Origin of the sequence: Marinobacter manganoxydans MnI7-9 (assembly GCF_000235625.1) — a bacterium.
Lineage (GTDB): Bacteria > Pseudomonadota > Gammaproteobacteria > Pseudomonadales > Oleiphilaceae > Marinobacter > Marinobacter manganoxydans.
This window is the reverse complement of sequence record NZ_AGTR01000053.1, coordinates 136,103-160,357: the sequence shown is the minus strand read 5'-3', so window position 1 is coordinate 160,357 and position 24,255 is coordinate 136,103. Positions and strand designations below refer to the sequence as shown.

20 protein-coding genes are annotated in these 24,255 nt (G+C 57.9%); 8 read left to right on the top strand and 12 right to left on the bottom strand.

Annotation, left to right across the window (positions count from 1 at the left end; all coding sequences use genetic code 11):
• Window positions 1-8: 8 nt before the first annotated feature.
• The gene (locus tag KYE_RS12805) at window positions 9-1,277 is read right to left on the bottom strand and encodes a hypothetical protein (RefSeq protein WP_227497830.1); all 1,269 of its coding nucleotides are present in this window, start codon (window positions 1,275-1,277) and stop codon (window positions 9-11) included.
• 32 nt (window positions 1,278-1,309) lie between these two features.
• On the bottom strand, window positions 1,310-2,149 hold the full coding sequence (locus tag KYE_RS12800) for a 23S rRNA (adenine(2030)-N(6))-methyltransferase RlmJ (RefSeq protein WP_008174024.1): 840 nt from the start codon (window positions 2,147-2,149) through the stop codon (window positions 1,310-1,312).
• A 193-nt stretch (window positions 2,150-2,342) separates the two neighbouring features.
• Between KYE_RS12800 and KYE_RS12795 the strand changes: the two genes are divergently transcribed.
• The 5 genes from KYE_RS12795 to KYE_RS12775 all read left to right on the top strand — a co-directional run bounded on the left by KYE_RS12795 (window position 2,343) and on the right by KYE_RS12775 (window position 8,587).
• Window positions 2,343-3,629, top strand: a complete 1,287-nt coding sequence (locus KYE_RS12795; protein ID WP_008174023.1) for an imelysin family protein — start codon at window positions 2,343-2,345, stop codon at window positions 3,627-3,629.
• Between the two features lie 2 nt (window positions 3,630-3,631).
• Window positions 3,632-5,038 (top strand): di-heme oxidoredictase family protein, encoded by a 1,407-nt coding sequence (locus KYE_RS12790; protein WP_008174020.1) that lies wholly within the window; start codon window positions 3,632-3,634, stop codon window positions 5,036-5,038.
• A 9-nt stretch (window positions 5,039-5,047) separates the two neighbouring features.
• A complete protein-coding gene (locus KYE_RS12785) occupies window positions 5,048-6,082 on the top strand; it encodes an imelysin family protein (protein WP_008174018.1) in 1,035 nt (344 codons plus the stop codon).
• A gap of 13 nt (window positions 6,083-6,095) precedes the next feature.
• On the top strand, window positions 6,096-7,190 hold the full coding sequence (locus KYE_RS12780; protein ID WP_008174016.1) for a DUF1513 domain-containing protein: 1,095 nt from the start codon (window positions 6,096-6,098) through the stop codon (window positions 7,188-7,190).
• Between the two features lie 83 nt (window positions 7,191-7,273).
• A complete protein-coding gene (locus KYE_RS12775; RefSeq protein ID WP_008174013.1) occupies window positions 7,274-8,587 on the top strand; it encodes a hypothetical protein in 1,314 nt (437 codons plus the stop codon).
• Between the two features lie 13 nt (window positions 8,588-8,600).
• Here the strand turns inward: KYE_RS12775 and KYE_RS12770 are convergent, their stop codons facing one another.
• The 6 genes from KYE_RS12770 to KYE_RS12745 form a co-directional block, all read right to left on the bottom strand.
• The gene (locus KYE_RS12770; RefSeq protein ID WP_008174011.1) at window positions 8,601-8,966 is read right to left on the bottom strand and encodes a DUF4870 family protein; all 366 of its coding nucleotides are present in this window, start codon (window positions 8,964-8,966) and stop codon (window positions 8,601-8,603) included.
• A gap of 69 nt (window positions 8,967-9,035) precedes the next feature.
• Window positions 9,036-10,676 (bottom strand): methyl-accepting chemotaxis protein, encoded by a 1,641-nt coding sequence (locus tag KYE_RS12765; protein ID WP_008174009.1) that lies wholly within the window; start codon window positions 10,674-10,676, stop codon window positions 9,036-9,038.
• Between the two features lie 226 nt (window positions 10,677-10,902).
• Entirely contained in the window at window positions 10,903-12,618 is a 1,716-nt protein-coding gene (locus KYE_RS12760) for an alkaline phosphatase (RefSeq protein ID WP_008174007.1), read from the bottom strand.
• 11 nt (window positions 12,619-12,629) lie between these two features.
• Window positions 12,630-14,213, bottom strand: coding sequence for an alkaline phosphatase (locus KYE_RS12755; RefSeq protein ID WP_008174004.1), 1,584 nt, complete (start codon window positions 14,211-14,213; stop codon window positions 12,630-12,632).
• Between the two features lie 327 nt (window positions 14,214-14,540).
• On the bottom strand, window positions 14,541-14,822 hold the full coding sequence (locus KYE_RS12750; RefSeq protein WP_008174002.1) for a hypothetical protein: 282 nt from the start codon (window positions 14,820-14,822) through the stop codon (window positions 14,541-14,543).
• Window positions 14,823-14,913: 91 nt separating this feature from the next.
• A complete protein-coding gene (locus tag KYE_RS12745; protein WP_039882020.1) occupies window positions 14,914-15,174 on the bottom strand; it encodes a hypothetical protein in 261 nt (86 codons plus the stop codon).
• Window positions 15,175-15,356: 182 nt separating this feature from the next.
• Here KYE_RS12745 and KYE_RS12740 point away from each other — a divergent pair, with 182 nt between their 5' ends.
• The gene (locus tag KYE_RS12740; protein WP_008173998.1) at window positions 15,357-16,625 is read left to right on the top strand and encodes an alkane 1-monooxygenase; all 1,269 of its coding nucleotides are present in this window, start codon (window positions 15,357-15,359) and stop codon (window positions 16,623-16,625) included.
• 230 nt (window positions 16,626-16,855) lie between these two features.
• On the opposite strand, the gene KYE_RS12735 is transcribed toward KYE_RS12740, so the two are convergent.
• Complete coding sequence (locus KYE_RS12735) at window positions 16,856-17,635, bottom strand: crotonase/enoyl-CoA hydratase family protein (RefSeq protein WP_008173996.1); 780 nt, start codon at window positions 17,633-17,635, stop codon at window positions 16,856-16,858.
• Complete coding sequence (locus KYE_RS12730; protein WP_008173994.1) at window positions 17,635-19,437, bottom strand: acyl-CoA dehydrogenase; 1,803 nt, start codon at window positions 19,435-19,437, stop codon at window positions 17,635-17,637. The genes KYE_RS12735 and KYE_RS12730 overlap by 1 nt, the downstream gene beginning before the upstream one ends.
• A gap of 114 nt (window positions 19,438-19,551) precedes the next feature.
• On the opposite strand from KYE_RS12730, the gene KYE_RS12725 reads away from it, so the two are divergent.
• Together KYE_RS12725 and KYE_RS21645 are read left to right on the top strand one after the other, a co-directional pair.
• Window positions 19,552-20,547 carry a GlxA family transcriptional regulator gene (locus KYE_RS12725; RefSeq protein ID WP_008173992.1) on the top strand — a complete coding sequence of 332 codons (996 nt, stop codon included), beginning with the start codon at window positions 19,552-19,554 and terminating at the stop codon, window positions 20,545-20,547.
• Between the two features lie 110 nt (window positions 20,548-20,657).
• The gene (locus tag KYE_RS21645; protein WP_008173988.1) at window positions 20,658-20,822 is read left to right on the top strand and encodes a hypothetical protein; all 165 of its coding nucleotides are present in this window, start codon (window positions 20,658-20,660) and stop codon (window positions 20,820-20,822) included.
• 10 nt (window positions 20,823-20,832) lie between these two features.
• Here KYE_RS21645 and KYE_RS12720 read toward each other — a convergent pair whose 3' ends face one another.
• Complete coding sequence (locus tag KYE_RS12720; protein ID WP_008173984.1) at window positions 20,833-21,855, bottom strand: CNNM domain-containing protein; 1,023 nt, start codon at window positions 21,853-21,855, stop codon at window positions 20,833-20,835.
• Window positions 21,852-23,906, bottom strand: coding sequence for an NADPH-dependent 2,4-dienoyl-CoA reductase (locus KYE_RS12715; protein WP_008173983.1), 2,055 nt, complete (start codon window positions 23,904-23,906; stop codon window positions 21,852-21,854). Before KYE_RS12715 ends, KYE_RS12720 begins: the two co-directional genes overlap by 4 nt.
• Window positions 23,907-24,255 lie beyond the last annotated feature (349 nt).

The window sequence follows — 24,255 nt, the reverse complement described above, 5'->3', positions numbered from 1 at the left end:
CTCATCTCCTAGAAAGTGTCGACCGGAAATCCCCAGCTCTGCAAATGCCGACGAATCGAGGGGTATCCCTGAGCGGTGACTTGCCAGCGACCACCAGATGACTGCTGCTCAATCAGATCCGCGCGGGCCAGACGTGCCAGCACAAACCCTGCCTCATGTTCCGCGACCCCTGTTACCAACTGCAGATGAGAGGCGTCCAGTCCATCGTGCAACAGCAGGGCGTGCAATAGCAGGCCAATGTTGTCGCCCTGGCTCTGGGGGACCGCTGGCAAACCCAGTTGATCAAAAGGGATAACCCAGGCCCGGGTGACTGAACCGCCGTCTGAAGAACCCGGGCCGGATTCCTCCGTGCCCGCCTCTTCTTCAGGGCGGGCTCTCAGCGCGCGTCGCCATATGGCCAGCGCAACACCGGGATTACCTCTTGCTACTGAGGCGAGATCCCGGAGAAAGCCACTGTGTTTGCGCTTTTTCCCGTCATTTCCTTCCGTCATCGGCAATACCCAAAGGCCATCGTCTGCCATTCGGGCCGTGATTGAGTAATCACTATCACCGGCAGCAAGGGATTCGAACCATTCACCAAGTTCGACTGCTGCCATCGGCGAAGGTGTCATCGGCGAAAAGTGCGCATCCCTGAAGTAAGAGGACCAGAATTGCCAACACCAGCTCGAGCAACCAATAGCACCAGGAGCAGTGCCTCCCGCGGCAACCCGACGGAGTAATTCCCGAACCAGAGCCAGTCCGGACAGATGGCGCAGCCAGAAATCAGCCAGTTCCGGAATCACCCACGGCCTGGAAAGATCCTGCGTGTCCCACCACTCCCTGGCGCCCTGTTCATCAAGAAGCAGATTCTCGGGTGGCAGGATCAGCGACCACCGGCCCGCCTCGCCCTCTTGCTGCAATTCAAACTCGGGAAAACACTCAAGGGCAGAACGAATACCCGAGAACGGTGGAGCCACCAGTAACGCAACTCTCTTGCCGGAATCATGGTTTAGCCCAAGCTCTTCAAGGGCCCTTGATAGCACTTCCGCCAGCACGCTTGGATCTGGCCGCGGTGCAAAGGATTCAAGCCGGGCGGCTGAAAGTTCCGGAAGGTTATCGAGGCTTTCAAACACTTCCTTTTCTGCAACCACGCCCGCCCGAATCTGGGCCAGGGCATGGCGCAACGCATCTTTGAGTGAACGTCTCACGGACGTTTCAGGCACTTTCCACTGCTCAACCGGAATCAGGCCGCCGGGCATCCACACGGATCCTGCCTTGTTTACTGGCTTATCCTTCAACCTCGTTGCTCCCTTGCTTGCCGTCCTTTCAATTACTCAGGAACCAGCCAACCAATATCGTGAGACAAATTCAAAACGTCCGACCCGGCAACATCGCTCATCATTGCGGCAAACCGGGAGTCAAAACCCCAGGGTGGGTTTACCACCAGCATGCCCGATCCGACCATACCTCGCTCCGGCGGATTATTCAGATGCACCTCACTGCAGAGTATCTTGCGCGCATCAGTGCCCCTGACCGCATCTTTCAACTGTTCCTGCAGGCCACTGGTCAGTATCGGGTACCAGACAAGAAAAATGCCATGACGGCACTTATGCCATGCTTTCCCCAAAGTGTGCGCCACTTCAATGTAGTCGGTTTTGACCTCGTAAGAGGGATCAATCAGCGTCAGCAGGCGCGGCTGTCTGGGAGGCAACTGTCTTAGCAGACCTGCCAGGCCGTCCTGTCTGAGCACCCGAATCGGAGCCTCGGAAGCCCATTCCGCCAGTTGCTCGCCCTCAGATGGATGCAGTTCAAACAGCGTCAGCGCATCTCCATCCCGTAGAAAATGCTGAAACCACGCAGGAGAACCGGGGTAAACGGACAGTTCACCACCGCCGGCATTGAATCCTTTCAGCACGTCCAGAAACGGCTTCCAGTCCCCGGACAGCAACCGATCTCTGGCGCCCCAAAGTCTCTGAACTCCGTGGTCGGCTTCTCCAGTCTTGCGGGCCCGCTCACTTCGCAGGTCGTATATGGCACTGCCGGCATGGGTATCGAAACAGGCAATACCGGAGGCCTTCGCCCGCATCATGGTCTGGACCAGTGCCAGGGCTCCATGTTTCTGGACATCGGCGAAATTGCCGGCGTGGAAGGCGTGCAAATAACTCAACATACAAGAATAGCTCCCTGGTGACGGGGCCATTAAGCCCGATCACGGTTGCCCGGGGCAAGAGCACAATCGTCAAACCTGATCGATCGAGTCCGTTTCCCGCTTGCGTTTCGATAAAACGGAACTCATAATATTTAACGCGAATATTTCTCATTATTACTACTATTAACAGAACTTGGGAAAAGGAATGACGCCCATGTTTCGTCCAGCACCCCTGGCATTGACAGTAACCGCTCTGCTCACTGCAGGCTGCGCTAATCATCCCTGGTCCACCAAGGACTATCAGCCAGCAACCAAAGACTCAGTGGTCGATCACTACGCCGATCTGGCTCATGCCAACTACGAAGATGCCCTGATCACCGCCCGCGCGCTGGACGAAGCAACTGACCGCTTGATCGCCAATCCGACCGAAGCCAATCTGGCGACCGCAAAAGAAGCCTGGCTGGCAGCTAGGGTTCCTTATCAGCAAACAGAAGTGTTCCGGTTCGGCAATGCTATTGTCGATGACTGGGAAGGCCAGCTGAACGCCTGGCCGCTTGATGAAGGCCTGATCGATTATGTGAAGGCAGACGGGTACCAGCACGAGCTGGGCAACGCCGGTGCCACCGCAAACATCATCGCAAGCAACAGGATCAATGTGGGTGGTGAGACACTGAATGTGGCATCTCTTTCCCCTGCACTGCTCGCAGATCTGAACGAAGTTGGCGGCTCTGAAGCCAACGTTGCTACCGGCTACCACGCGGTTGAATTCCTGCTTTGGGGTCAGGATCTCCACGGTTTTGAAAGCGGCGCCGGTGAGCGTCCGGTCACGGATTACGCGAAGGGCGCTGATTGCACCAATGGCAATTGTGAGCGTCGTGGCGAATACCTGGATGCGGTAACAGACCTTCTGGTATCCGACCTCGAGTGGATGGTGGCCCAGTGGGCGCCGGGCGCCAGTGACAACTACCGGGCGCAATTGACCGCTGCAGACGCCAATCAGGGTGTTCAGAAAATGCTGTTCGGCATGGGTTCACTGTCTCTGGGCGAGCTGGCCGGCGAGCGAATGAAGGTTGCTCTGGAAGCCAACTCCTATGAGGACGAGCACGACTGCTTCAGCGACAATACCCACAATTCGCACTACTACAACGGCCAGGGTATCCAGAACGTCTACACGGGTACCTATCGTCGCGTGGATGGCAGCCTGGTGACCGGCCCTTCCCTGTCTGATCTGGTTCAGCAGAGCGACCCAGAGCTGGACGCCCGTCTTAACAACCAGCTGGACGCCTCCATGGAAGCCCTGGCGCTAATGAAGGCCCGCGCGGAGAGCAGCGAAAATCCCATGGCTTTTGACACCATGATTGCACCCGGGAATGCCGAGGGCACTCGTATCGTCAACGGCGCTATCATGGCGCTGGTCGCACAGACCGGTTCCATTGAGCAGGCTGCGCGCGACCTGGGCATTGAAGCCCTGTCTCCCGATGATGCCGGCCACGCGTTCTGAGCATGATGAAACCGCTTGCCTTAATCGGGGCGCTGGCGATCGCCAGCGCCCACGTTTGTGCCCAGACTCACGAGGGCTATCCGATCCAGACATCTCCGGCCTCTGGTGGTGAGGGCACCGTACAACAGTCAGACACCAATGCCTACTCGCTTCCCCAGGGCAATCTGTCCATGACCAAACGTCTGGACTTCAGTGTCGGCAACAGTTTCTTCCGGAACCCCTGGGTCGAAGCCCCGGCAAGCACTGACGCCCGTGACGGCCTGGGCCCGCTGTTCAATACCAACTCCTGCCAGGGATGTCATATCAAGGATGGTCGCGGACACCCACCCGGTGTCGACGAGCCGCCGGTCTCCCTGTTTTTGAGACTGGCAGTCCCTGCTGATCCGGAGCTGGACGCGGACATTCTGCGCAAACACGGTTTTAAACCGGCGCCAGTATATGGCAGCCAGCTCCAGACAGCCGCGCTTCCTGCAGCCAAACCAGAGGCTGATTTGATCGTCGAATGGACGCCAGTGAAGGAAACACTCGCGGATGGGACGGTGGTGGAACTGCGCAAGCCCGTGTACCGCATTGAGAACCCAAATTATGGGCCACTGCCCGAGGACCTTCTGGTATCGCCCCGGGTAGCACCGCAGATGATCGGAATGGGTCTGCTGGAAGCCATCCCCATCGAAGATTTGCAAGCCCTCCAAGACACTGATGATGCGGACGGAAACGGCATCTCCGGAAAGCTTAACCAGGTCTGGGATCTGGCAACGGAACAGACAGTGCCCGGTCGATTCGGCTGGAAGGCAGCCGAGCCCGATGTCCACCAGCAAAGCATGGGTGCGTTCGCCGGAGATATGGGACTGACCTCTACTCTGAAACCTAAAACCGACTGCATGCCCGAGCAGAATTGTGAGTGGTTTACCCATGGCGGTGAACCGGAAGTAAGCGACAAGGTCGCCAACTTCGTGACCTTCTACGCCAAGAGTCTGGCAATACCCGCGCGTCGAGATATTGAGTCTGAATCCGTCCGGCAGGGAGCAAGGCTGTTCAACGAAAGTGGCTGCGCTGGCTGCCATACGCCGAGACATCAGACCGGCGAGGTTGCCGATCGCCCGGACCTTAGCAATCAGACTATCTGGCCCTATTCGGATCTGTTGCTGCACGACATGGGTCCTGCCCTGGCCGACGGCCGCGATGAATTCCTGGCCAATGGCAATGAATGGCGAACCCCGCCGCTCTGGGGCATTGGCCTGGCCCAAGTGGTGAATCCGCAAGCCGGGTTCCTGCACGACGGCCGCGCCCGAACTCTGGAAGAAGCCGTGCTCTGGCACGGTGGCGAGGCTCAGGCGGCCGCCGACCGATACCGCCAGATGTCGCCCGAAGATCGATCCGCTCTGATCGATTTCCTGAATTCACTCTGAGGATCAGCCATGCAAGGGATCACCAGACTGCTGTGCACATCTATCCTGACACTAACCTCGCCCCTGGCGTGGGCAAGCGATGCCAACATCCAGGCCCGCCAGCAGTGGTATGAAGGCATTGCGACCGGCTATCAATCGTTGACCACAGAAGCGGGAGAGCTGGCTGAATCCGCCCGTGACTACTGCCAGAATCCAGCCGAGGGAAGCCGGGAACACGTGGAAGCCGCCTGGCTGAATGCCTTCCTGGCCTGGCAGAAGGTGCGCTTAGTCGATTTCGGCCCGGTCGAAAACAACAACCTTTCCTGGCAGTTCCAGTTCTGGCCGGATCCGAAGAATCTGATCGCACGGAAAGCGGCTTACCTGATCGGAAACGACGAACCGATCACCCCGAGCGTGATCAATCAGTCCGGTGTCGCTGTGCAAGGCTTCCCGATGATCGAATATCTGCTGTTCGACCAAGAGTTCAATGCCGGGGAAACTTCACTCCCAGTCGCCCGGACCTGCGAGCTGCTAACGAACGTCGCGGGACACGTGAAAAGCAACAGTGACGCATTGATGGCTGGCTGGCAGGCTTTCAGACCGCACTATCTGGAGACCGAGCAGTACTTCGACACCACTATCCGAGCGGGTATGGCAACACTGGAAATTCTGGAAGAAAGAAGGCTGGCCCAACCCATGGGACTTCGCGGCATTAACAAACGCACCCCTTACATCGCGGACGCCTGGCGCAGCGGCAAAAGCCTGCAGACTGTCGCGGCGACTGTCGACGGCCTGAACCGGTACTTTTTACCAGGGCTCGAAATTTCGCTGGAAGCAAAGGGGGCGTCCGACCTGGCAGACCGCATTCGCAAACAATTCAACGAGGTTCAGCAGAACTTTCCCGGTGCCCACCTGCCCATGGCAACTGCTTTGAAAGAAGAAGACCAGTTCCGGGCTCTGCAGAGCCTTTACGTTGATATTTCCCAGTTGACCACGCTGGTGAATGACCAGGCGGCAATCGCACTTGGCGTAGTAAGAGGCTTCAACTCGAGCGATGGCGACTGAGGAAGCTGATCCTATGCTTTTGAACCGGAGAGCCCTTCTCAAGGTGTCCATTGCCGGCGGCGTTGCCGTGGGCCTGACCGGCTGTTCCCTGCTGCCCCGAAAAGCGTCAGTCCAACCTGATGGCTATGCCGGCGCCGTCCGGTTCCCGGATGGCAGTTTTGGAGTCAGCGCATTCAACCGCAACGGCCGGATAGTGTGGCAGGCGCCTGTCGATTCCCGCTGCCATAGCGGCTGCAACCGACCGCACCAGCAAGAGACCCTGTTTTTCGAGCGCCGCCCGGGTTGGTCATTCTACGTTTTCGATAGCACTACAGGTGCCCGGAAACACCATATTTCAGCCGAGCCGGGCGAACACTTTGTTGGCCACGGTGTGTTCTCGACCGATGGCCGACGCCTCTACGTCACCGCCAGCCGGTACGATCAGGGCGCGGGGATCATCGCAGTCTACGATGCCGAAAAGGGTTATCGGCGGACAAAAACCTTTGATCTGGCGGGAATCGGCCCCCATGAGCTGACCTTGCACCCCGACGGCGAAACCCTGGTGATCGGTCTCGGAGGCATCCTCACTCACCCGGATTACGACCGCATGAAACTGAATCTGGACACCATGGATCCAGCCCTGGTACTTATGAATCGTCACTCCGGCAAAATCGTTGGCCGTTTCAGGCCGCCTCATCATCAGCAAAGCGCCCGCCATGTCAGCGTCAGCGGCGATGGCCGCGTGTATGTGGCCTATCAGCACCAGGGCCCACTCTACGAAACGCCGCCTTTGTTGGCACGTCTTGAAGAGGGAACTTTGCGGGAATACCGGTTCGATGAGGATACCCGGACAGCGTTGGCCAACTACATCTCCAGCGTGGTTGCGCATCCGGAAAACGACCTCGTGGCTGCGGCTTCGCCGATTGGTGGAACGGCCATTATCTTTCGGGGCAAGACCGGTGAGCTGGTCAGCCGCGCGCACATCGCCGATTGCGCGGGCATCCAGACCCTTGCCGGAGGGGATTTTCTTGTTTCCTCCGGACGGGGAAAACTTATCCGGCTCGGCGCCGGCAAACCCGCCAGAGAACTCGCAGATCTATCCGTTCACTGGGACCACCATCTGGTCTGATCGCTCGCAGTTGCCGTAATCCGGACTTAAGGATACCGCGCCACACTGGTATCCTTTCGACACATTTTCCGGAGGATAGCGGTTTGCCTGAGAGCAGAAAGGACACCATCGAACAACTTTATGGCCTGATTGCCAACGAAGAAGATGCCCGGGTCTGCAAGGATATTCCTGAGGAAGCCTGTCGCGAGGTACCCCGCAATTTTTTCCTCATTCTCGCCAGTAACGTACTGACCAAGCTGGGCGATCTGCTGATCAGCCCGAAAACCGTGCTGGCCTGGTTGATGAGTGCCATAGGTGCTCCCGCCCTGGTGGCATGGCTGGTTCCGATCCGCGAATCCGGCTCTCTCGTTCCACAAATGGTCATCGCGGCGTGGGTGCGCCGCAAACCGGTTCGCAAGTGGTTCTGGACTCTGGGCAGTTTCGGACAGGCCGCCAGCGTGGTGGCGATGGCAGCCAGCGTCTGGTTCTTCGAAGGTTATGCAGCCGGCTTCGGGATCATTGCCGCTCTCATTGTGTTTTCCCTGGCCCGCGGCTTTTGCTCCGTCTCCATGAAAGACGTTCAGGGCAAATGCATTCCCAAGACCCGCCGGGGAAGGCTTGGCGGACTGGCGTCCACCATCGGTGGCACGGCAACCGTCGTTTTAACCGGCCTTTTATTCTGGGAACGTGGCGACCCCACGATTGCCTTCTACACCGTGTTGCTGCTTCTGGCAGGGGCACTCTGGGTAATTGCCGGTTTTCTGTTTGCCGGAGTTCAGGAGCATGAAGGTGAAACCGGTGGCGGTGGAAACGCCATCAACGAAGCGTTCCGCAGCCTGTCCCTGCTCCGTGATGACGCCCCCTTTCGCAATTTCGTGATCACCCGGGCCCTGCTTCTCTGCTCTGCCCTGGCATCTCCCTATTTCGTGGTCCTGGCACAAAAGGAGTCGGATATCGGCTGGATGCTGGGCATTTTCCTGCTCGCCAGCAGTCTCGCCAGTTCCCTGAGTGCCAGTTTCTGGGGCTGGGCGGCGGACACGTCCAGCCGGAGGGTAATGATCCGTGGCGCGGCAATGGCCAGTGGCACCTGCCTGATCGTCGGCACTGCAGCGCTTACCCTGGGGCAAGACCTGGGCAGCGTGTGGTTCTATCCGGTGGCATTCTTCGTGCTGAGCATCGCACATGCGGGCGTCAGGCTGGGGCGCAAAACCTATCTGGTGGATATGGCTGGGGGCAACAAGCGCACCGATTACACTGCCGTGAGCAACACGGTCATTGGCGTTTTGCTGCTTGTCACTGGCGGCCTGACCGCTCTGGTATCAATGATCTCCCCAGTCGCGGTCATCATGGTTCTCGGCCTGATGGGCCTCGCCGGGATGTTCAGTGCGATACGACTCAAAGAAGTTACGGAGGACTGATCGAGGCGCGCAATCAGGAGGGCGCCTTGCCATCGTTCAGAGCGAGCGCCCCCTTTACAATCCGGTAGATAATCCAGATCGAAATACCGAGAAGAATAAACCAGCCTATGATCAGTGGCGTGGTAACAATACCGATCACCGTCCAGAGCAGGCCTATCCAGAACGTACGAATCTGCCAGCGGAAGTGCCGCTCCACCCAGGTATTACGGACGTCGTCCAGTTTGACGTAATTGATGATCACGCCCACCAGACCGGTAATGCCTCCTACGAAAAACGACAGCGCCTGAAGGATGTAGACCACCACCGCCAGGTTACGCGCCGGATCACTTCGGCGGGAGGCGGGGTCCGTGTCGGCAGGAATAAACTCCGGTTCAGCCAAGACAAGTCTCCTATTGATCTATTAATCGGAGTCTACCACAGCCCCCGTGGCCGAAAATCCCGCGGGCGGTCAGTGATTGTCCGGACGGTAACCCAAACGGAACCCACCCCAGTGTTTGCCATTCACATAGATTGGTACGGAGAGGTCATGCATGATTTCGCCGGTATCCCGACGGTAGGTTTGCAAGAGCATGGTCTCGGTATGCTGGCCACAGCGAATACCGGTACGGTCGTTGAACAGCCGCTTGCTCCTGCTCTTGACCAGATCCACCTTGGGATCGCCTGTTGGCGCGTGGGCGAAATCGCGGTTGTGGGTAGGCACGTATCCGTCGGGGGCAGCGGCAATGGCAAAGACAATGGCCTCGTGAGCATTTTTCACCTGCTCCTGAATAGCAGGCAGATATTGGTCGGTAAACTTGTCAAAGGTGCTGGAGTACTTTGGCGGATGAGTATTCGGGATCGGCGTACGGGACTTGTCGAACAGCGCGCTTTCGGAGAGTTTGCCGTCGCGGATGGCCTGCTCGAACATCTGACCAATCTGGTCCGCGCCGGCCCGGGCCTGATCGAAGAACGGCCGGTGATAACTGGCTTCGCTGTTCAATGCGAATGACGCGTTAGCTTTCTCTGCAAGCTCCATCAGCGTAGCCGCCTGCTCCGCAAGCGATGAAACGCTGGTATCACTCTCGGAGATCTGGTCGCGCACGGTTTCAATCGCGGAGAAAACCTGGGCCAGACTCTGCTCGTTGTTCTGGTCAATCTCGGCTATCCGTGCAACCTGCTGCTGTACACGTTCCGACTGATCGCTGATCTGTTCCAACCTCTCTCCAACGCTCTCCACAGAAGTCAGCCCCGCCTCGATGCTGCGGGCCAGGTCTTCAATACGGGAAACGATCAGCGTAGTGTCCGAGCGTATTTCCTCCAGGGTTTCTGCAACTTCACCGGTTGCCTGGGCAGTCCGACCAGCGAGCTGGCGTACTTCATCGGCGACGACCGCGAACCCGCGCCCCTGGTCACCAGCCCTCGCCGCCTCAATGGCGGCATTGAGTGCAAGCAGATTGGTCTGTTCAGCGATACCCTGGATGGTGGTGGTCACACCCTGGATCTTGATGGACTTCTCGTTCAGCTCCTGGATCAGCCGCAGGTTTTCCCCGGACTGCTGGTGCACCTCCCTAACACTGTCGATGGCGGAGATCAGGGCTTCACGACCCTCGGTGCTTACCTGTTTGTTCTGCAGCGCCATGGTGGCTGCATCGGTGGCCTGCTCCGAGGATTCCCGCACGGTTTCGGTAATCTGCCCCGCGTAATCGGCCATCTGGGCGGTTTCTTCAACCTGACGGTCCAGCCGGATCTTGAGCTGGTCTGCGGCAAAGGAGACCTGGGCGGCGGAAATAGCGTTCCTGTCAGCGCTTCCGGAGAGGGTTTCCACCAGAGCCCGCCCGGCTTTCGCATCGGAAAGCAGCTGCCGGCAATGGGCCCGGAGCGGATGATCTTCTGCCAGGGTGCCCTTATCCAGAGCCCTGAGACCGCGTTCGGCAGGCTCCAGCACCCGGATGACCAGAAAGCCGGCGGCGGCTGCAAGGCCAACCACCAGTCCAACCAGTATTGATGCCGGTTCAAGGCCTAGCAAAGGCGCCACCACTGCACTGATGACCGCAAGAACAACAGCACTCACCACCCCCAATATTATTGAAGCCCGATCCAGCAACCCCATAGGAACCTCTTCTTTATCGTTGCTTCTACCAATATTTTGTTATTTAAGGCCATCATGGAGACTAATAAATTGATATGAGTTTATAACTCATACTTTAGTGTATGTAACTGGCTTATCGGCAGGAAAAGGGGTTTCTGAAACAAAAAACCGCAAACCCGACTCACTCTGTTACCAAGTGGGCAGGGCTTGCGGTGTTTAGCGCGTTTTTAGCTATTAATCCCGGGATTTATCGCACAGCCAGGTTGGCAGCCCCGCTGATATCCGAGGCATAATCCATTATGTGATAGATCATGTTCTGCTCGTTGGTGCCCGTTACCAGATGGGCACCCGGCCCCCTGGCATAAATGCCCACATCCTCACCGGCATGTGTCTCGCTGCCCAGTGGCACCAATGACTCCTGGTGGAAGCCCGGCGTGGTGGTGTCAACGTTGGTCAGGTCCTTTCGGCCGGCGTTGATGGGGTCGCCATAGGTACGGTCCGCATCGGTCTCGCTTCCATAGTCGCGCATGCCGAGGCCATTGGCATACCCCAGGGTGGTGTATGGCAGATCATCCGACGCCAGTTCAGGCTGCTCCGCCCCAATGCTCACCACCTTACCGAGAATGGGGTTGCCGCGCTTGGGATAACCGGCCATCGTGAACACATGGCTGTGATCAGCGGTGACAATAATCAGGGTATCCTCCGGGTTGGTTTGATCCGCGGCCACTTTTACGGCTTCGGCCAGTTCAATGGTATCGGTTAAGGCGCCATTGGCACTGCCGGCGTGGTGGGCGTGGTCAACGCGGCCCGCTTCGACGGTCAGGAAAAACCCGTCCGGATCGTTATCCAGAATGTCGATGGCCTTGGCAGTCATCTCACTCAGTGACGGCTCACCGGCAACATCATTGCCACGGTCAGCCTCGTACTGCATGTGCGACTCGTTGAACAGGCCGAACAACCTGGACGTGGTTGCGGCGTTGACGCTGTCGAAACCGGCATTGTCATACACGTATACGCCTTGTGGATACTGAGCCTGCCACTCGGTGACCAGGTTGCGGCCATCGGTGCGGTCGCCTTCGACACTGGATCGCGCATCCGGGCTGTTGAACCTGGCATCATTTGGCAGGAAGTGGCGACGGCCGCCGCCCATGACCACATCAAGGCCGTCAATATCCGCGCCGGTGCGTGCTTCGAGGTTTGCTTCAAAGTTCACCAGTTGGTCGGCAATATCCTGGCAGCCGTCGGTAACTGCCTCGGGAGGCATATCGGAGATGTCTTCCCAGTTACGATCTGCCGACTTGGCGTAGGTGGCTGCCGGCGTGGCGTGAGTGATACGGGCAGTCGATACCACCCCGGTGGCCTTGCCAGCAAGTTCCGCCAGCTCCGTCAGTGTCATCAGCTCGTTACCCGTGGCCGAACCACAATCGCCCCGGCTAACGTCTTCGTCCACGCCAAGCACGCCTACATCGGTTTTTACACCAGACACCATGGCTGTCATTGTGCCAGCGGAGTCGGGCACTTGCGCATCTACGTTATAAGTTTTGGCCAAGCCGGCGAACGGAAAACGCTCGAAGCTCAGTTGATGCTCTTCCCCCGGCTTGCCCTGATTCTGGCCATCCAGAATACGCGCCGCTGTGACGGTTGAAACGCCCATGCCATCGCCCACGAACAGGATAACGTTCTTTGCCTTGCCCCGTGCATCGGCGATGGCCGCCTGCAGGGAGCCCGATTGAGTGACAGGGGCCACGGTACCGGTAACCTCGGCCCAGGCCGCTTTCGCCGCTTCGATATCCTGTTGGCCCTGCTGGAACCAGGGGTTGGTCAGCGACGTTTCCAGTTGTTGCGAGGAAAGGCTGGTCACAGCCTCATCGGCTGGCTGCACGGGGCTGTTATCGTCGTCATCCGTGCACCCGGTCAGGACAAACATTGAAGCCGTCAGTGCGCTGTAAAAGAATTTGTTCATTGCCTTGCTCCTTATTCTTCGATTAAGCCCAGAGCCTGGTCGATCAGGTGAAAAACCGTGCTTTGTTCGATGGTTCCCTGCGCCAGATGAGCACCCGGTCCTTTTGCATGCAGACTGACGTCCTCACCGGAATGGGTCTCGCTACCAAGCGGAACCAGCGCCTCCTGGTGATAACCAGTGGTGGTGGTATCCACGCCAGTAAGATTCTGACGTCCGGCGTTAGGTGCCTGGCTGTAGGCCACGTCTGAATCCGTTTCCATACCGAGATTACGGAAACCGAGTCCGTTGGCGTACCCCAGGGTGGTGTAGGGCATGCCATCGGCGGCCAGTGCCGGCTGCGTCTCGCCAACATCAACCACCTTGCCCAGAATCGGGTTGCCCCGCTTCGGATAACCGGCCATCGTGAACACATGGCTGTGATCAGCGGTGACAATAATCAGGGTATCCTCCGGGTTGGTTTGATCCGCGGCCACTTTTACGGCTTCGGCCAGTTCAATGGTATCCGCCAGAGCGCTGGCCGCATTGCCGGCATGGTGGGCGTGGTCAACGCGGCCAGCCTCGACGACCAGCAGATAGCCTTTATCATTGTTATCAAGAATATCAATGGCCTTGGCAGTCATCTCACTCAGTGACGGCTCACCGGCAACATCGTTGCCACGGTCAGCCTCGTACTGCATGTGCGACTCGTTGAACAGGCCGAACAACCTGGACGTGGTTGCGGCGTTGACGCTGTCGAAACCGGCCTTGTCATACACGTATACGCCTTGTGGATACTGAGCCTGCCACTCGGTGACCAGGTTGCGGCCATCGGTGCGGTCGCCTTCGACACTGGATCGCGCATCCGGGCTGTTGAACCTGGCATCATTTGGCAGGAAGTGGCGACGGCCGCCGCCCATGACCACGTCAATCCCATCGGTATCCACGCCAGCGTAACGTTGTTCCAGAAGTTGCTCGAAACTGACCAGCTGATCGGCAATGTCCTTGCAACCGGCCTGAACCGCTTCAGCAGGCATATCCGAAATGTCTTCCCAGTTGCGATCTGCCGATTTGGCATAGGCAGCGGCGGGTGTCGCGTGGGTAATGCGTGCGGTGGAGACCACACCAGTGGATAAACCCTTGATTTCCGCAAGCTCCAGAGCGGTTACTACTTCATTGCCTGCAACCGTGCTGCAATCACCCCGCTGGACATCCTCGTCCACGCCCAGCACGCCCGCATCGGTTTTCAAACCAGACATCATGGCGGTCATGGTGCCAGCTGAGTCCGGAACCTGGGCATCGGTGTTATAGGTTTTCACGAGTGTCGTGAAGGGGAAGCTTTCAAAGCTCAGCAGATTTTCCTCGCCCGGACTGCCCTGCCTCTGGCCTTCCAGAATGCGCGCAGCGGTAAGGGTGGACACCCCCATGCCATCGCCCACAAACAGAATGACGTTTTTCGCCTTATCCGAGGACTTCAGGGAGAGCTTCTGCTGAAGCTGTGCCGCGGCGTTAATAAACCAGGTATTGCCCTTTTGTGAGGTCGGTAGTATCTCTGCGACGACACTGGCGGACAATGCCAGCCCGATCGCCACGGAAATTAACGCTCTTTCCAGATTCATAGCGCATATCCTTTCAACGGTGTTGTTGTCTGCCACTCCGGTACAACCTGTCCATCGAACAGAATTCCGGATCGACTCCGCTAAAAAGATAGGGGCTGGTTATGACGTTAATCCTGCATTTGTGTTACTCAGGCATTAAGGTTGTCTGGCCGCAAAAGATTCGACTCACTTTCCTCCCCGGACGCTGATGACCAGGACCCGCCAGCGCAAACAGAGGCGCGCCGGCGGAAATCGGAGAGTTATCGGAGAGTTATCGGAGAGTTATCGGAGAGTTATCGGAGAGTTATCGGAGAGTTATCGGAGAGTTATCGGAGAGTTATTGGAGAGTTATTGAGTAGCCTCCTCTACCCTGTCACCCGCTTCCTCAGCGGCATCTCCCATCTCCTCAGCTGCGTTTTCCGCTCCTTCCTGTAACTCTCCCATGACGCTTTCGTTCTGGCCAGTAGCATCCTCGTAGGTTTCCTCGACTGAATCGCCAGCCTCTTCCATCATGTTTCCGGCGTTGTCCGCAGCCTGCTCGACATCCACGCCTTCGTTGTCCTCCGAACCGCAGGCAGCAAGGCCCAGTGTCAGAACCACCAAAAGCGCACCCAGCGTGAGCTTGTTCATACCATATCCCTCTGTTGATAAATATTTACAACGCGAAACAGGGTACGGCGAGGCCCGGCCCAAAGGCAATTACCCGGCGATTACCCTTTGGTTAGCCAGTGCTGCCTGCCAGCAGCCGGCCATTAATGGTGATGACATGATCGAGCGGGAGCATGGTGCCTCGTCCGAGCAGCAGGAAATCCTGCCCTGCGCGACTGCAAAGCTCACGAATAACATCGTGCACCGTGCATATCTGGCCGGCGCTGTCCCGGTAAACCACCTCGGTCAGTTGCCCTGAGCCCAGATACTCCTGAAGCATACCCTGAACTGAGTACGAAGCCGTAGTGGAGGGAGTGGAGGGAAAATTTGGCATAGCTGATTCTTCACTACCGTCGAATTCTTGTTTTCCCCGAAGTCTGGCTCAGAAAACGGGATTTCGCCAAAAGAATGATATTTGTCATTTTACGCCAAGCTGCCCCGCTCTGCTGGACGGTCGTTGCATTGCCAGATTGTCCGACATAAATTGACATTACGCGCACCGAACGGGAGAACACAATGAACGCCAAGACCCACGACAACCCGGAATCACATAATGTCGTTTCCCCCGCCGAATCCGGCTCCACTGGCAACTGGAAGGATCCGAAACGCTATATGTGGTTACTCGGCCCTGCCCTGCCGGGCATCGGGCTCGCGGCCCTGACCGGTTACGCCCTGGCCCCCAAAAAACTGAAAGCCCTGGCCTGGACCGGCCCTGCTCTGGTGCACGGCATCATTCCGGCGCTGGACAGGGCCATTGGTGAGGACCAGAGCAACCCGCCGGAATCCGCAGTGGAGACCCTGGAACGGGACAAGTACTACGACCGGATCGTGAAGGCCTTTATTCCGACCCAGTACGCCATGACCCTCATGGGTGCCTGGCTGGCCAGCCGCAAGGATACGCCCCTGGACGATAAAATCGGCCTGACGCTTACCGTTGGTGCCATCAATGGCGTAGGCATCAACACGGCCCATGAGCTGGGTCACAAATCGAACAGACTGAACAAGCTGTTGGCGATGGCGGCTCTGGCGCCCACCGGGTATACCCACTTCGTTGTCGAACACAACTTCGGCCACCATAAGCGGGTGGCCACACCGGAGGATCCGGCCAGCAGCCGCATGGGCGAGAGTTTCTGGAAGTTCCTTCCCCGTACGGTGCTGGGTGGCATCAAATCCTCCATCAGGATTGAGAAGGCGCGGCTTGCCCGCAAAGGCAAGGGCTTCTGGAGCCTGGATAATGAGTTGTTGCAGGGCTGGGCCATGAGCGCCGGGTTCTTTGGCGCGACAACCTTGGTTTGCGGCCCACGGGCAGTACCATTCCTGGCGGCCCAGGCGGTGTATGGCGCAAGCCTGCTGGAGAGTGTGAATTACATTGAGCACTATGGCCTGCTCCGTCAGAAGGACAAGAACGGCAAGTACGAGCGTACCCAGCCGGAGCACAGCTGGAACAGCAATCATATTGTGACCAATCTGTTCCTGTACCAGTTGCAGCGGCATTCGGATCATCATGCCCACCCACAACGCAGCTTCCAGGCCCTGAGGCATTTCGAGAAGGCGCCGCAGTTGCCGGGTGGTTATGCGTCGATGCTGTTGCCGGCTTACCTGCCGCAATGGTGGTATGAAACCATGGATAAGCGGGTGATTGACCACTACGAGGGGGATCTGAGCAAGATCAACTGGGATCCGGACCGGAAAGAGGAGCTGATGGCCAGGTATGCGGACTACGCTGCTGAGGTAGCTGCTGAAGCGAAGGCTCGCCGCGAATCCGCGAATTCCGAGGCTGCCTGAATATAGCCACCTGCCAGCTCGGGCCCCAACCTTCAGGCTCGAGTGCAGGCGGCCGACCGGGGTCTTCCTTCCGGGAGACGCCGTGAACCCATCCATGGGGGCTTGATCGCAGCATCCTTGCTGCTCACACTCCCGGAAGGAGGACCCCGGTCAGCTGCCCTGAGCTCTGGCGATATAGTCAGGTTTCTTTTTAAGCGCTAAAACCCGTGATTTCTGACCAAGTTGAGCCGTTACTTACCTTTGAAAGCGGCCTCTCGACGTTCCAGGAATGACTGAATTCCCTCCTTTACATCCTCACTGGCCATAACCGGCTGAAGGTCCGGGAACAAACGCTGCTTCGCAGCCTCCTGCCCTTCGCTGACAGCAATTTTTGAGGATTTAAGACTGCCCTGGACACCCAATGGCGCCGCCCTGGCAATTTTCTCGGCAATTTCCAACGCGACGTTGAACTGCTCGCCGGGTTCCACCAGTTCCTGAATCAACCCCCACTGATACGCCTGATCGGCGGTCCACTCATCGCCAGTCAGCAGGTAACGCTGGGCATTGCCCCAGCCGATTTCACGCTGGAGGCGGATGGTGGCACCACCGCAGGCAAAGATGCCGCGTTTGACTTCCAGTTGGGCAAAGCGAGTGCCTTTGGCCGCGACGCGCACGTCGGTGTTGAGCATCATCTCAACGCCGCAGGTGAAGCAGATGCCCTGGGCGGCGAAGACCACGGGTTTGGTCAGCGCCTGACCGGTAATGTGGAAGGGATCCAGTTCGCCCTCACCCGGTTCAATGCCCTTGCCGTTGGCAAACACACCCGCCCAGTCGTCCAGTTGCAGGCCGCTGGTGAAGTGGTCGCCCTCGGCGTACATCAGCCCGACCCGTAGCTCCGGGTCGTTTTCCAGCTGGTGGTAGGCCGCCGCAATCTGGTGGTACATCTCGCGGTTCATGGCGTTCATTTTTTCCGGGCGGTTCAGCCCGATCAGCAAGATGTAATTTTTCTTCTCAACATTTACCAGAGCCATCAGAACCACTCCGATTTCATGTTCAGGCAGGTATCGTCCTGATTGCGCAGCAGCACCAGATCCTGAGCCACGGTTGGCAATTCCCAGTGGAAGAAGTATTGGGCCGCCTGCAGTTTGCCCTGGTAGAAATTGCGTTCATCATCGGTATTCGCGGAACCCAGGGCATGGGAGGCGGCATTGGCCTGACGCAGCCACATCCAGGCCACCATAATGTGCCCGAACAGGTGCAGGTAGCAGGAGGCATTGGCCAGGGTTTTGTCGGGATCGCCTTCCATCAGGGATTTACCCAGGCTTTGGGTAACCTTCACTGCCTGCTGCAGGGTTTCACTCAGGGACAGGGCCCATTGCTGGCAACGATCGGTGGTGGCTGCCTGCAGATCTACCTGCATCTCCTGCATGAGCAGCTGCAAACCGTGGCTCTGATCCTGCCAGATCTTACGGCCCAGCAGGTCCATGGCCTGGATACCGTTGGTGCCTTCGTGAATCGGGTTCAGACGGTTGTCACGCCAGCACTGCTCTACCGGATACTCTCGGGTGTAACCCGCACCGCCATATACCTGGATAGCCAGGTCGTTAGCCTTGGGGCCATATTCGGAAGGCCATGCTTTGATCACCGGAGTGAGGAGGTCCAGCAGCTTTCCGGCTTCCTGGCGTTTCTGTTCATCGGGATGGGTGTGCTGGTCATCCATCAACCGGGCGCCGTAGAGGCACAAAGCCAAACCACCCTCACTGTAGGCTTTCTGGGCCAGCAGCATGCGACGGACATCGGCGTGATCAATAATCGGCACCTGTGGGGATTCCGGGTTCTTCTCGCTGGCCCTACGGCCCTGCAGGCGATCTTTGGCGTATTCGAGGCTGTGCATGTAACCGCGATAACCGATCACGGCGGCGCCGAAACCCACACCTACCCGCGCTTCGTTCATCATCTGGAACATATACTTCAGGCCCTGGTGGGGCTCGCCAACCAGATAGCCGTGACAGGGAGCATCATCACCGAAGCTCAGGGCGGTGGAGGTGGTGCCACGGTAGCCCAGCTTGTGAATCAGGCCAGCGAGGCTGACGCCGTTGCGTTCAGTGGGATTGCCTTCATCATCCACCAGAAACTTGGGCACGATAAACAGGGAGATACCTTTCACGCCCGCCGGCGCGCCTTTGATCTTGGCCAGCACCATGTGAACGATGTTGTCAGTGATGGACTGCTCGCCGCCGGAGATATAAATCTTCGCGCCCTTGATCAGATAGTGCCCCTCATCTGTGGGCGACGCCGATGTCCGGATATCCGCAAGGGATGAACCAGCGTGGGGCTCGGTCAGGGCCATGGTGCCGCTGAAACGACCGCTGAGCATGTTCGGAAGAAAGGTGGTTTTCTGCTGTTCGTTGCCGAAAACCCGGATGAGGTTGGCGGCAGCTGTGGTCAGAAACGGGTAACCCGCGGTGCCGGGGTTGGCAGCTGTGAAGAAACCATTGCAGGCGGCCATGACCGATTCAGGCAACTGCATGCCACCCAGTTCATAGTCGTAACGTCCTGCGATAAAGCCGGCCTGCGCATAGGCGTCGAAGGCTTCCTTCACTTGCGGCAGCATCTCGACCTGGCCGTTGACGAACTTTGGTTCGTCCTTGTCGGCGGCGCTGTTATGGGTGGCAAACTTTTCCCGTGCCATCTTGTCGGCGGTTTCAATGACGGCATCGAAGGTGTCGCGGTTGTGTTCGCTGAAGCGCTCGCGGGTGGTGAGGTTTTCGGTATCGAGAACTTCGTAGAGCTGGAACGCCAGGTCGCGGCGGTCGATCAGGGTGTCGGTCATGCTTGGTCTCCTGTTTATTGTCGACAGCCTCTCACAACTGGTTTTTCCTGGAAACCGGCGTTTATGACATAATTATGGTCAACATTGCCACTGATGACCTAATTTGGAGTTTGCATGCGAACGGTCTCTGTTATCGGTTTTGATGGCGCTTTAGCCAGCGCCATCACTGGCATTATTGATCTTTTCCGTCTTGCCGGCGTTACCTGGGCGCGGATTAACGATGAAGCGCCGACACCCCGGTTCACAACCCGGCTTCTGACGAAGGACGGAGCGCCCTGCCGCTGCATTAACGGACTGACCATTCAGCCAGACGGAGCCTGGAACGATTTGTTACCGGGTGGCGACGACAGCGATCTGGTGGTGATACCGACTATTGGTGGTCCTATCGAAGTCGTTCTGGCGGGGAATTCGGAGCTTATTGAATGGCTGAGCGAATTTCGGTCTTCAGACGCCGGGCAGGTGCGGGTAGCCAGTAACTGTACCGGGGCGTTCATGCTGGCCGAGGCGGGGCTGCTGGATGGTCGTCAGGCGACGACGCATTGGGGCTTCAGCCATCAGTTCCGCCAGCGCTTTCCGGCGGTGAACCTTCAGCCGGACAAGCTGGTAACGGTGGACGGCGACATCGCCTGTGCCGGGGGCGGCATGGCCTGGTGGGATCTGGGGATCTATCTGGTCGAACGTTACGCGGGGGCTCAGGTGGCGCGGGAGCTGGCGAAGGCGTTTGTGATTGATGCGGGGCGGACCAGTCAGGCGCCTTATAGTGCCTTGCAGGCTCGCCGTTACCATTCTGATGCCGCCATTCTGAAGCTGCAGGACTGGCTGGACAGTCATTACCGGGACCCTGTTACCCTGCAACGCCTGGCTTCACTCAGCGGACTCACCGAGCGTTCTCTGATTCGCCGATTCAAGGCAGCCACTGGCGACACGCCCACCGGGTATCTACAACTTCTCAGGATTGAGGTGGCACGTCAGCATTTGGAGAAATCGCGGCTACCGATTGATGAAATCACTCAGTTGGTGGGCTACGAAGACGTGAGTTCCTTCACGCGTCTGTTCCGCAAACATACCGGGCTTTCACCGGGTGCCTACCGCTCTCGCTTTGTCAGGTAATGTCTGGTCGGTCCTGACTGGCCCGGGTTATGCATTGGTTTCCAGTGAAGGCCAATGTTCGGCCTGAAACGTAAAGAATACCGACAGGTGTCACTATGGGGAGGTCCGCCATGAATGCACCGATCAGACAAAGCCAGGCAGAGATTCTGAGCAGGCTGTACGACATGAAGCGCAAGCAGATCGAGCAGGCACTGCAGCAGGGAAACAGCCTTCGAAGTCAGGTACTTGAAGCTGAAGCCGAGGCGATTTCAAATGCCTTGAAAGCCTCCCGCTAACCAAACCCTTCTATCCGGAGCCATACTTCTTCAAACGCCGGCTCCAGCGCTGCTTCGCATACCGGCGGAGGTTCGAGACATTATCGGTTTCATCCATGATTTCCGTGCCCAAAAGTGTCTCCAGTATGTCCTCCAGCGTCACTATTCCCAGCCAGGTTCCCAATTCGTCATAGACGACGGCCAGGTGTTGCCGCTCTCGCAGCATGTCCGAAAACAGGAATTCGATGTTGGTGTTGCCTTTCACTCGCTTGATCTTGCGCATGTGGTCGAGCAGGTCGACATCGGAATCGAGGTTGATCAGGTCTGCCCGATGCAGGTACCCGAGCGCCTCGCCTTCCTCATCGATTACAGGGTATCGGGAGAACGGTGATTTGCTGACCTGCTCCCGGAACTGGTCGTAAGTGATTCCCGGATCAACGTATTTGCAGACCGTCCTTGGTGTCATCACGGAACTGACCTTGATCTCGTGGAATCGCAGGACGTTGTGAATCATGCGCCGTTCGTCTTCGTCCAGGGCCTGCTGATCCTTGCCGATCTCCGCCAGGGCGCTGATCTCCGCACGGATATCAACGTCGGCCTCACCAGACCCAATTCGACGGGTGACCTGTTTGGACAACCAGATGAACGGCAGCAGCGCCTTGATCATGAATCCCAGAATAGCTGGCAGCCGTGGCGCAATACTCCGCCAGTATTTGGCGCCAATGGTTTTGGGAATAATTTCCGAGAATATCAGGATAGCCAGGGTCATTACCGCAGAGGCAATTCCGAGCCACGCTTCCCCAAAAACCACCGTCACCTGGGCGCCAACGCCGGTGGCGCCCACGGTGTGGGCAACCGTGTTCAGTGTAAGGATTGCAGACAGGGGATCGTCCACATCGTCTTTCAGTTTTCGCAACCGGGCGAAAAGCTTCGGCTTCTCTTTTTTCAGTGAGGCGATGTAGCTCGGAGTCACCGAAAGCAGGGCCGCCTCTAGAATGGAGCATAAAAAGGAGAAGCCAATCGAGAGCACTGCGAAGGCAATTAGTAATGTCATAATTTGGCTGCGACTTCCGTTCCCTGCCGGATGGCCCGTTTGGCGTCCAGTTCTTCGGCGACGTCTGCACCGCCGATCAGATGCGCGGTCACCCCAGAGTCCGATAACTCGTCGAAAAGTTCCCGATAAGGTTCCTGGCCTGCACAAATAATCACATTGTCCACGGCCAACACCCGGCTCTCCGTGACCTTGCCATCTTTGTCGGTCAGGGAGATATGCAGCCCCTGGTCGTCAATCCGCTCATAGCGACAGCCCCTCAGCATCTCGACTTCACGGTGCTTCAGGCTGTTGCGGTGCACCCAACCCGACGTCTTGCCCAGACCGCCGCCGACCTTGCCGGTTTTTCGCTGCATCAGGTAAATCTTTCGGGGCGACGGTGTTGGCTGGCGCTCGGCCAAGCCTCCGGGGCCATCGAAGTCCGGGTTGACGCCCCATTCCGCCTGCCAGTCGGCAACGCTGACCTGCTCGCCTTCGGGATGGTGGCTGAAGTCATGGGTCAGGAATTCGCTGACATCAAAACCGATGCCGCCGGCGCCGATAACCGCCACATTCTTGCCAACGGGTTTGTTATGGCGAAGTACATCGACGTAGCCGAGCACCTTGGGATGATCAATGCCTTCAATGGACGGAGTTCTCGGCTTCACGCCGGTGGCGATGACGACATCGTCGAAACCCTGCGCCTTAAGTGACTCGGCATCCACACGAGTGCCGAGCTTGAGGTCAATCTCCAGCAGCTCGATCTGGCGCTGGAAATAGCGAAGGGTTTCGTAAAACTCTTCCTTGCCCGGAATGCGCTTGGCGTAGTTGAACTGGCCGCCGATCTGGTCATCCGCTTCGAACAGGGTCACTTTGTGGCCCCGTTTCGCAGCGGTTGTCGCCGCCGCCAGTCCCGCCGGCCCGGCACCTACAACGGCAACCCAACGAACAACAGGCGCTACCGTCAATACCAGCTCGGTTTCGTGGCAGGCTCGCGGGTTCACCAGGCAGGAGGCCCGCTTGGCCTGGAAAGCATGGTCCAGGCAGGCCTGGTTACAGGCAATGCAGGTGTTGATTTCATCACTGCGGCCCTGTTCGGCCTTACGCACGAACTCGCTGTCTGCCAACAGGGGCCGGGCCATGGAAACCATATCGGCCTTGCCCGAGGCGAGGATTTCTTCCCCTTTTTCCGGGGTGTTGATGCGGTTGGTGGTACACACAGGGACATCCACTTCGCCATAGAACTTGGCGGTGACATCGGCGAAGCCGCCACGGGGCACAGAGGTGACAATGGTGGGGACCCGCGCTTCGTGCCAGCCAATACCGGTGTTAATGATGGTGGCGCCGGCCTGTTCGATGGCCTTGCCCAGGGTCACGATCTGATCCCAGGTCTGGCCGCCTTCTACCAGGTCCAGCATGGACAGCCGGTAGATAATGATGAAGTCCGGCCCCACGGCTTCGCGCATGCGCCGGATAATTTCCACCGGCAGGCGCATACGGTTTTCGTAGGGCCCGCCCCATTTGTCGGTTCTCTTATTGGTCCGCTCGCACAGAAACTGGTTGATGAAATAGCCTTCAGAGCCCATCACTTCAACGCCGTCGTAGCCGGCGAACTTTGCGAGTTTCGCGGCACTGACGAAATCGTTGATCTGCCGTTCAACGCCTTTTGAAGAGAGCGCACGAGCCTTGAACGGGCTTATCGGGGCCTTGGTTGCAGATGCCGAGACAATCAACGGCTGATAGCCATAACGCCCTGCGTGCAGGATCTGCATACAGATCTTACCGCCTGCCTCATGCACCGCACCGGTCACATGACGATGCAAAAGAGCCGTTGCCCGATTGTTCATGGTTGAGGCAAGCGGGGCCAGCTGCCCAACCAGATTGGGCGAGAAACCGCCCGTCACCATGAGCCCCACGCCACCTTCTGCGCGCTCGGCAAAGTACCGCGCGAACTTGTGGATGTTCCAGAACCTGTCTTCCAGGCCCGTGTGCATGGACCCCATCAGCACTCGGTTCTTAAGTTCAGTGAAGCCGAGATCCAGGGGTTTCAGAAGGTTGGGATAGATGTCGCTCATGGGACTCTCTCAGTAAATATTTATCGCGAGTATACACTTGATCAATGGCAAGTTGACTTGACCTTCCAGACGGGGCACGTATCATCGGCAATCAAGTTTCATTGACGGAGCAACCATGACCGCAAGGTCCTTCGGCTGCACAAGAGTTACCCGCCCACCTGTGACCGCTGACATAGCGCGGCACCGGGGACGTTTACCGTACTTCCCGGACCCGCCTGTTTTCTGCTGATCCACCCCACCTTCCATGCCGTAAGGGCATCGGTGCTCAATGTGCAGGGTGGCCGGCCGGAGACTAGACTCAGGCAAACATGCCTTCAATACTCACGTAAAAGAAAACCAATAACGAGGT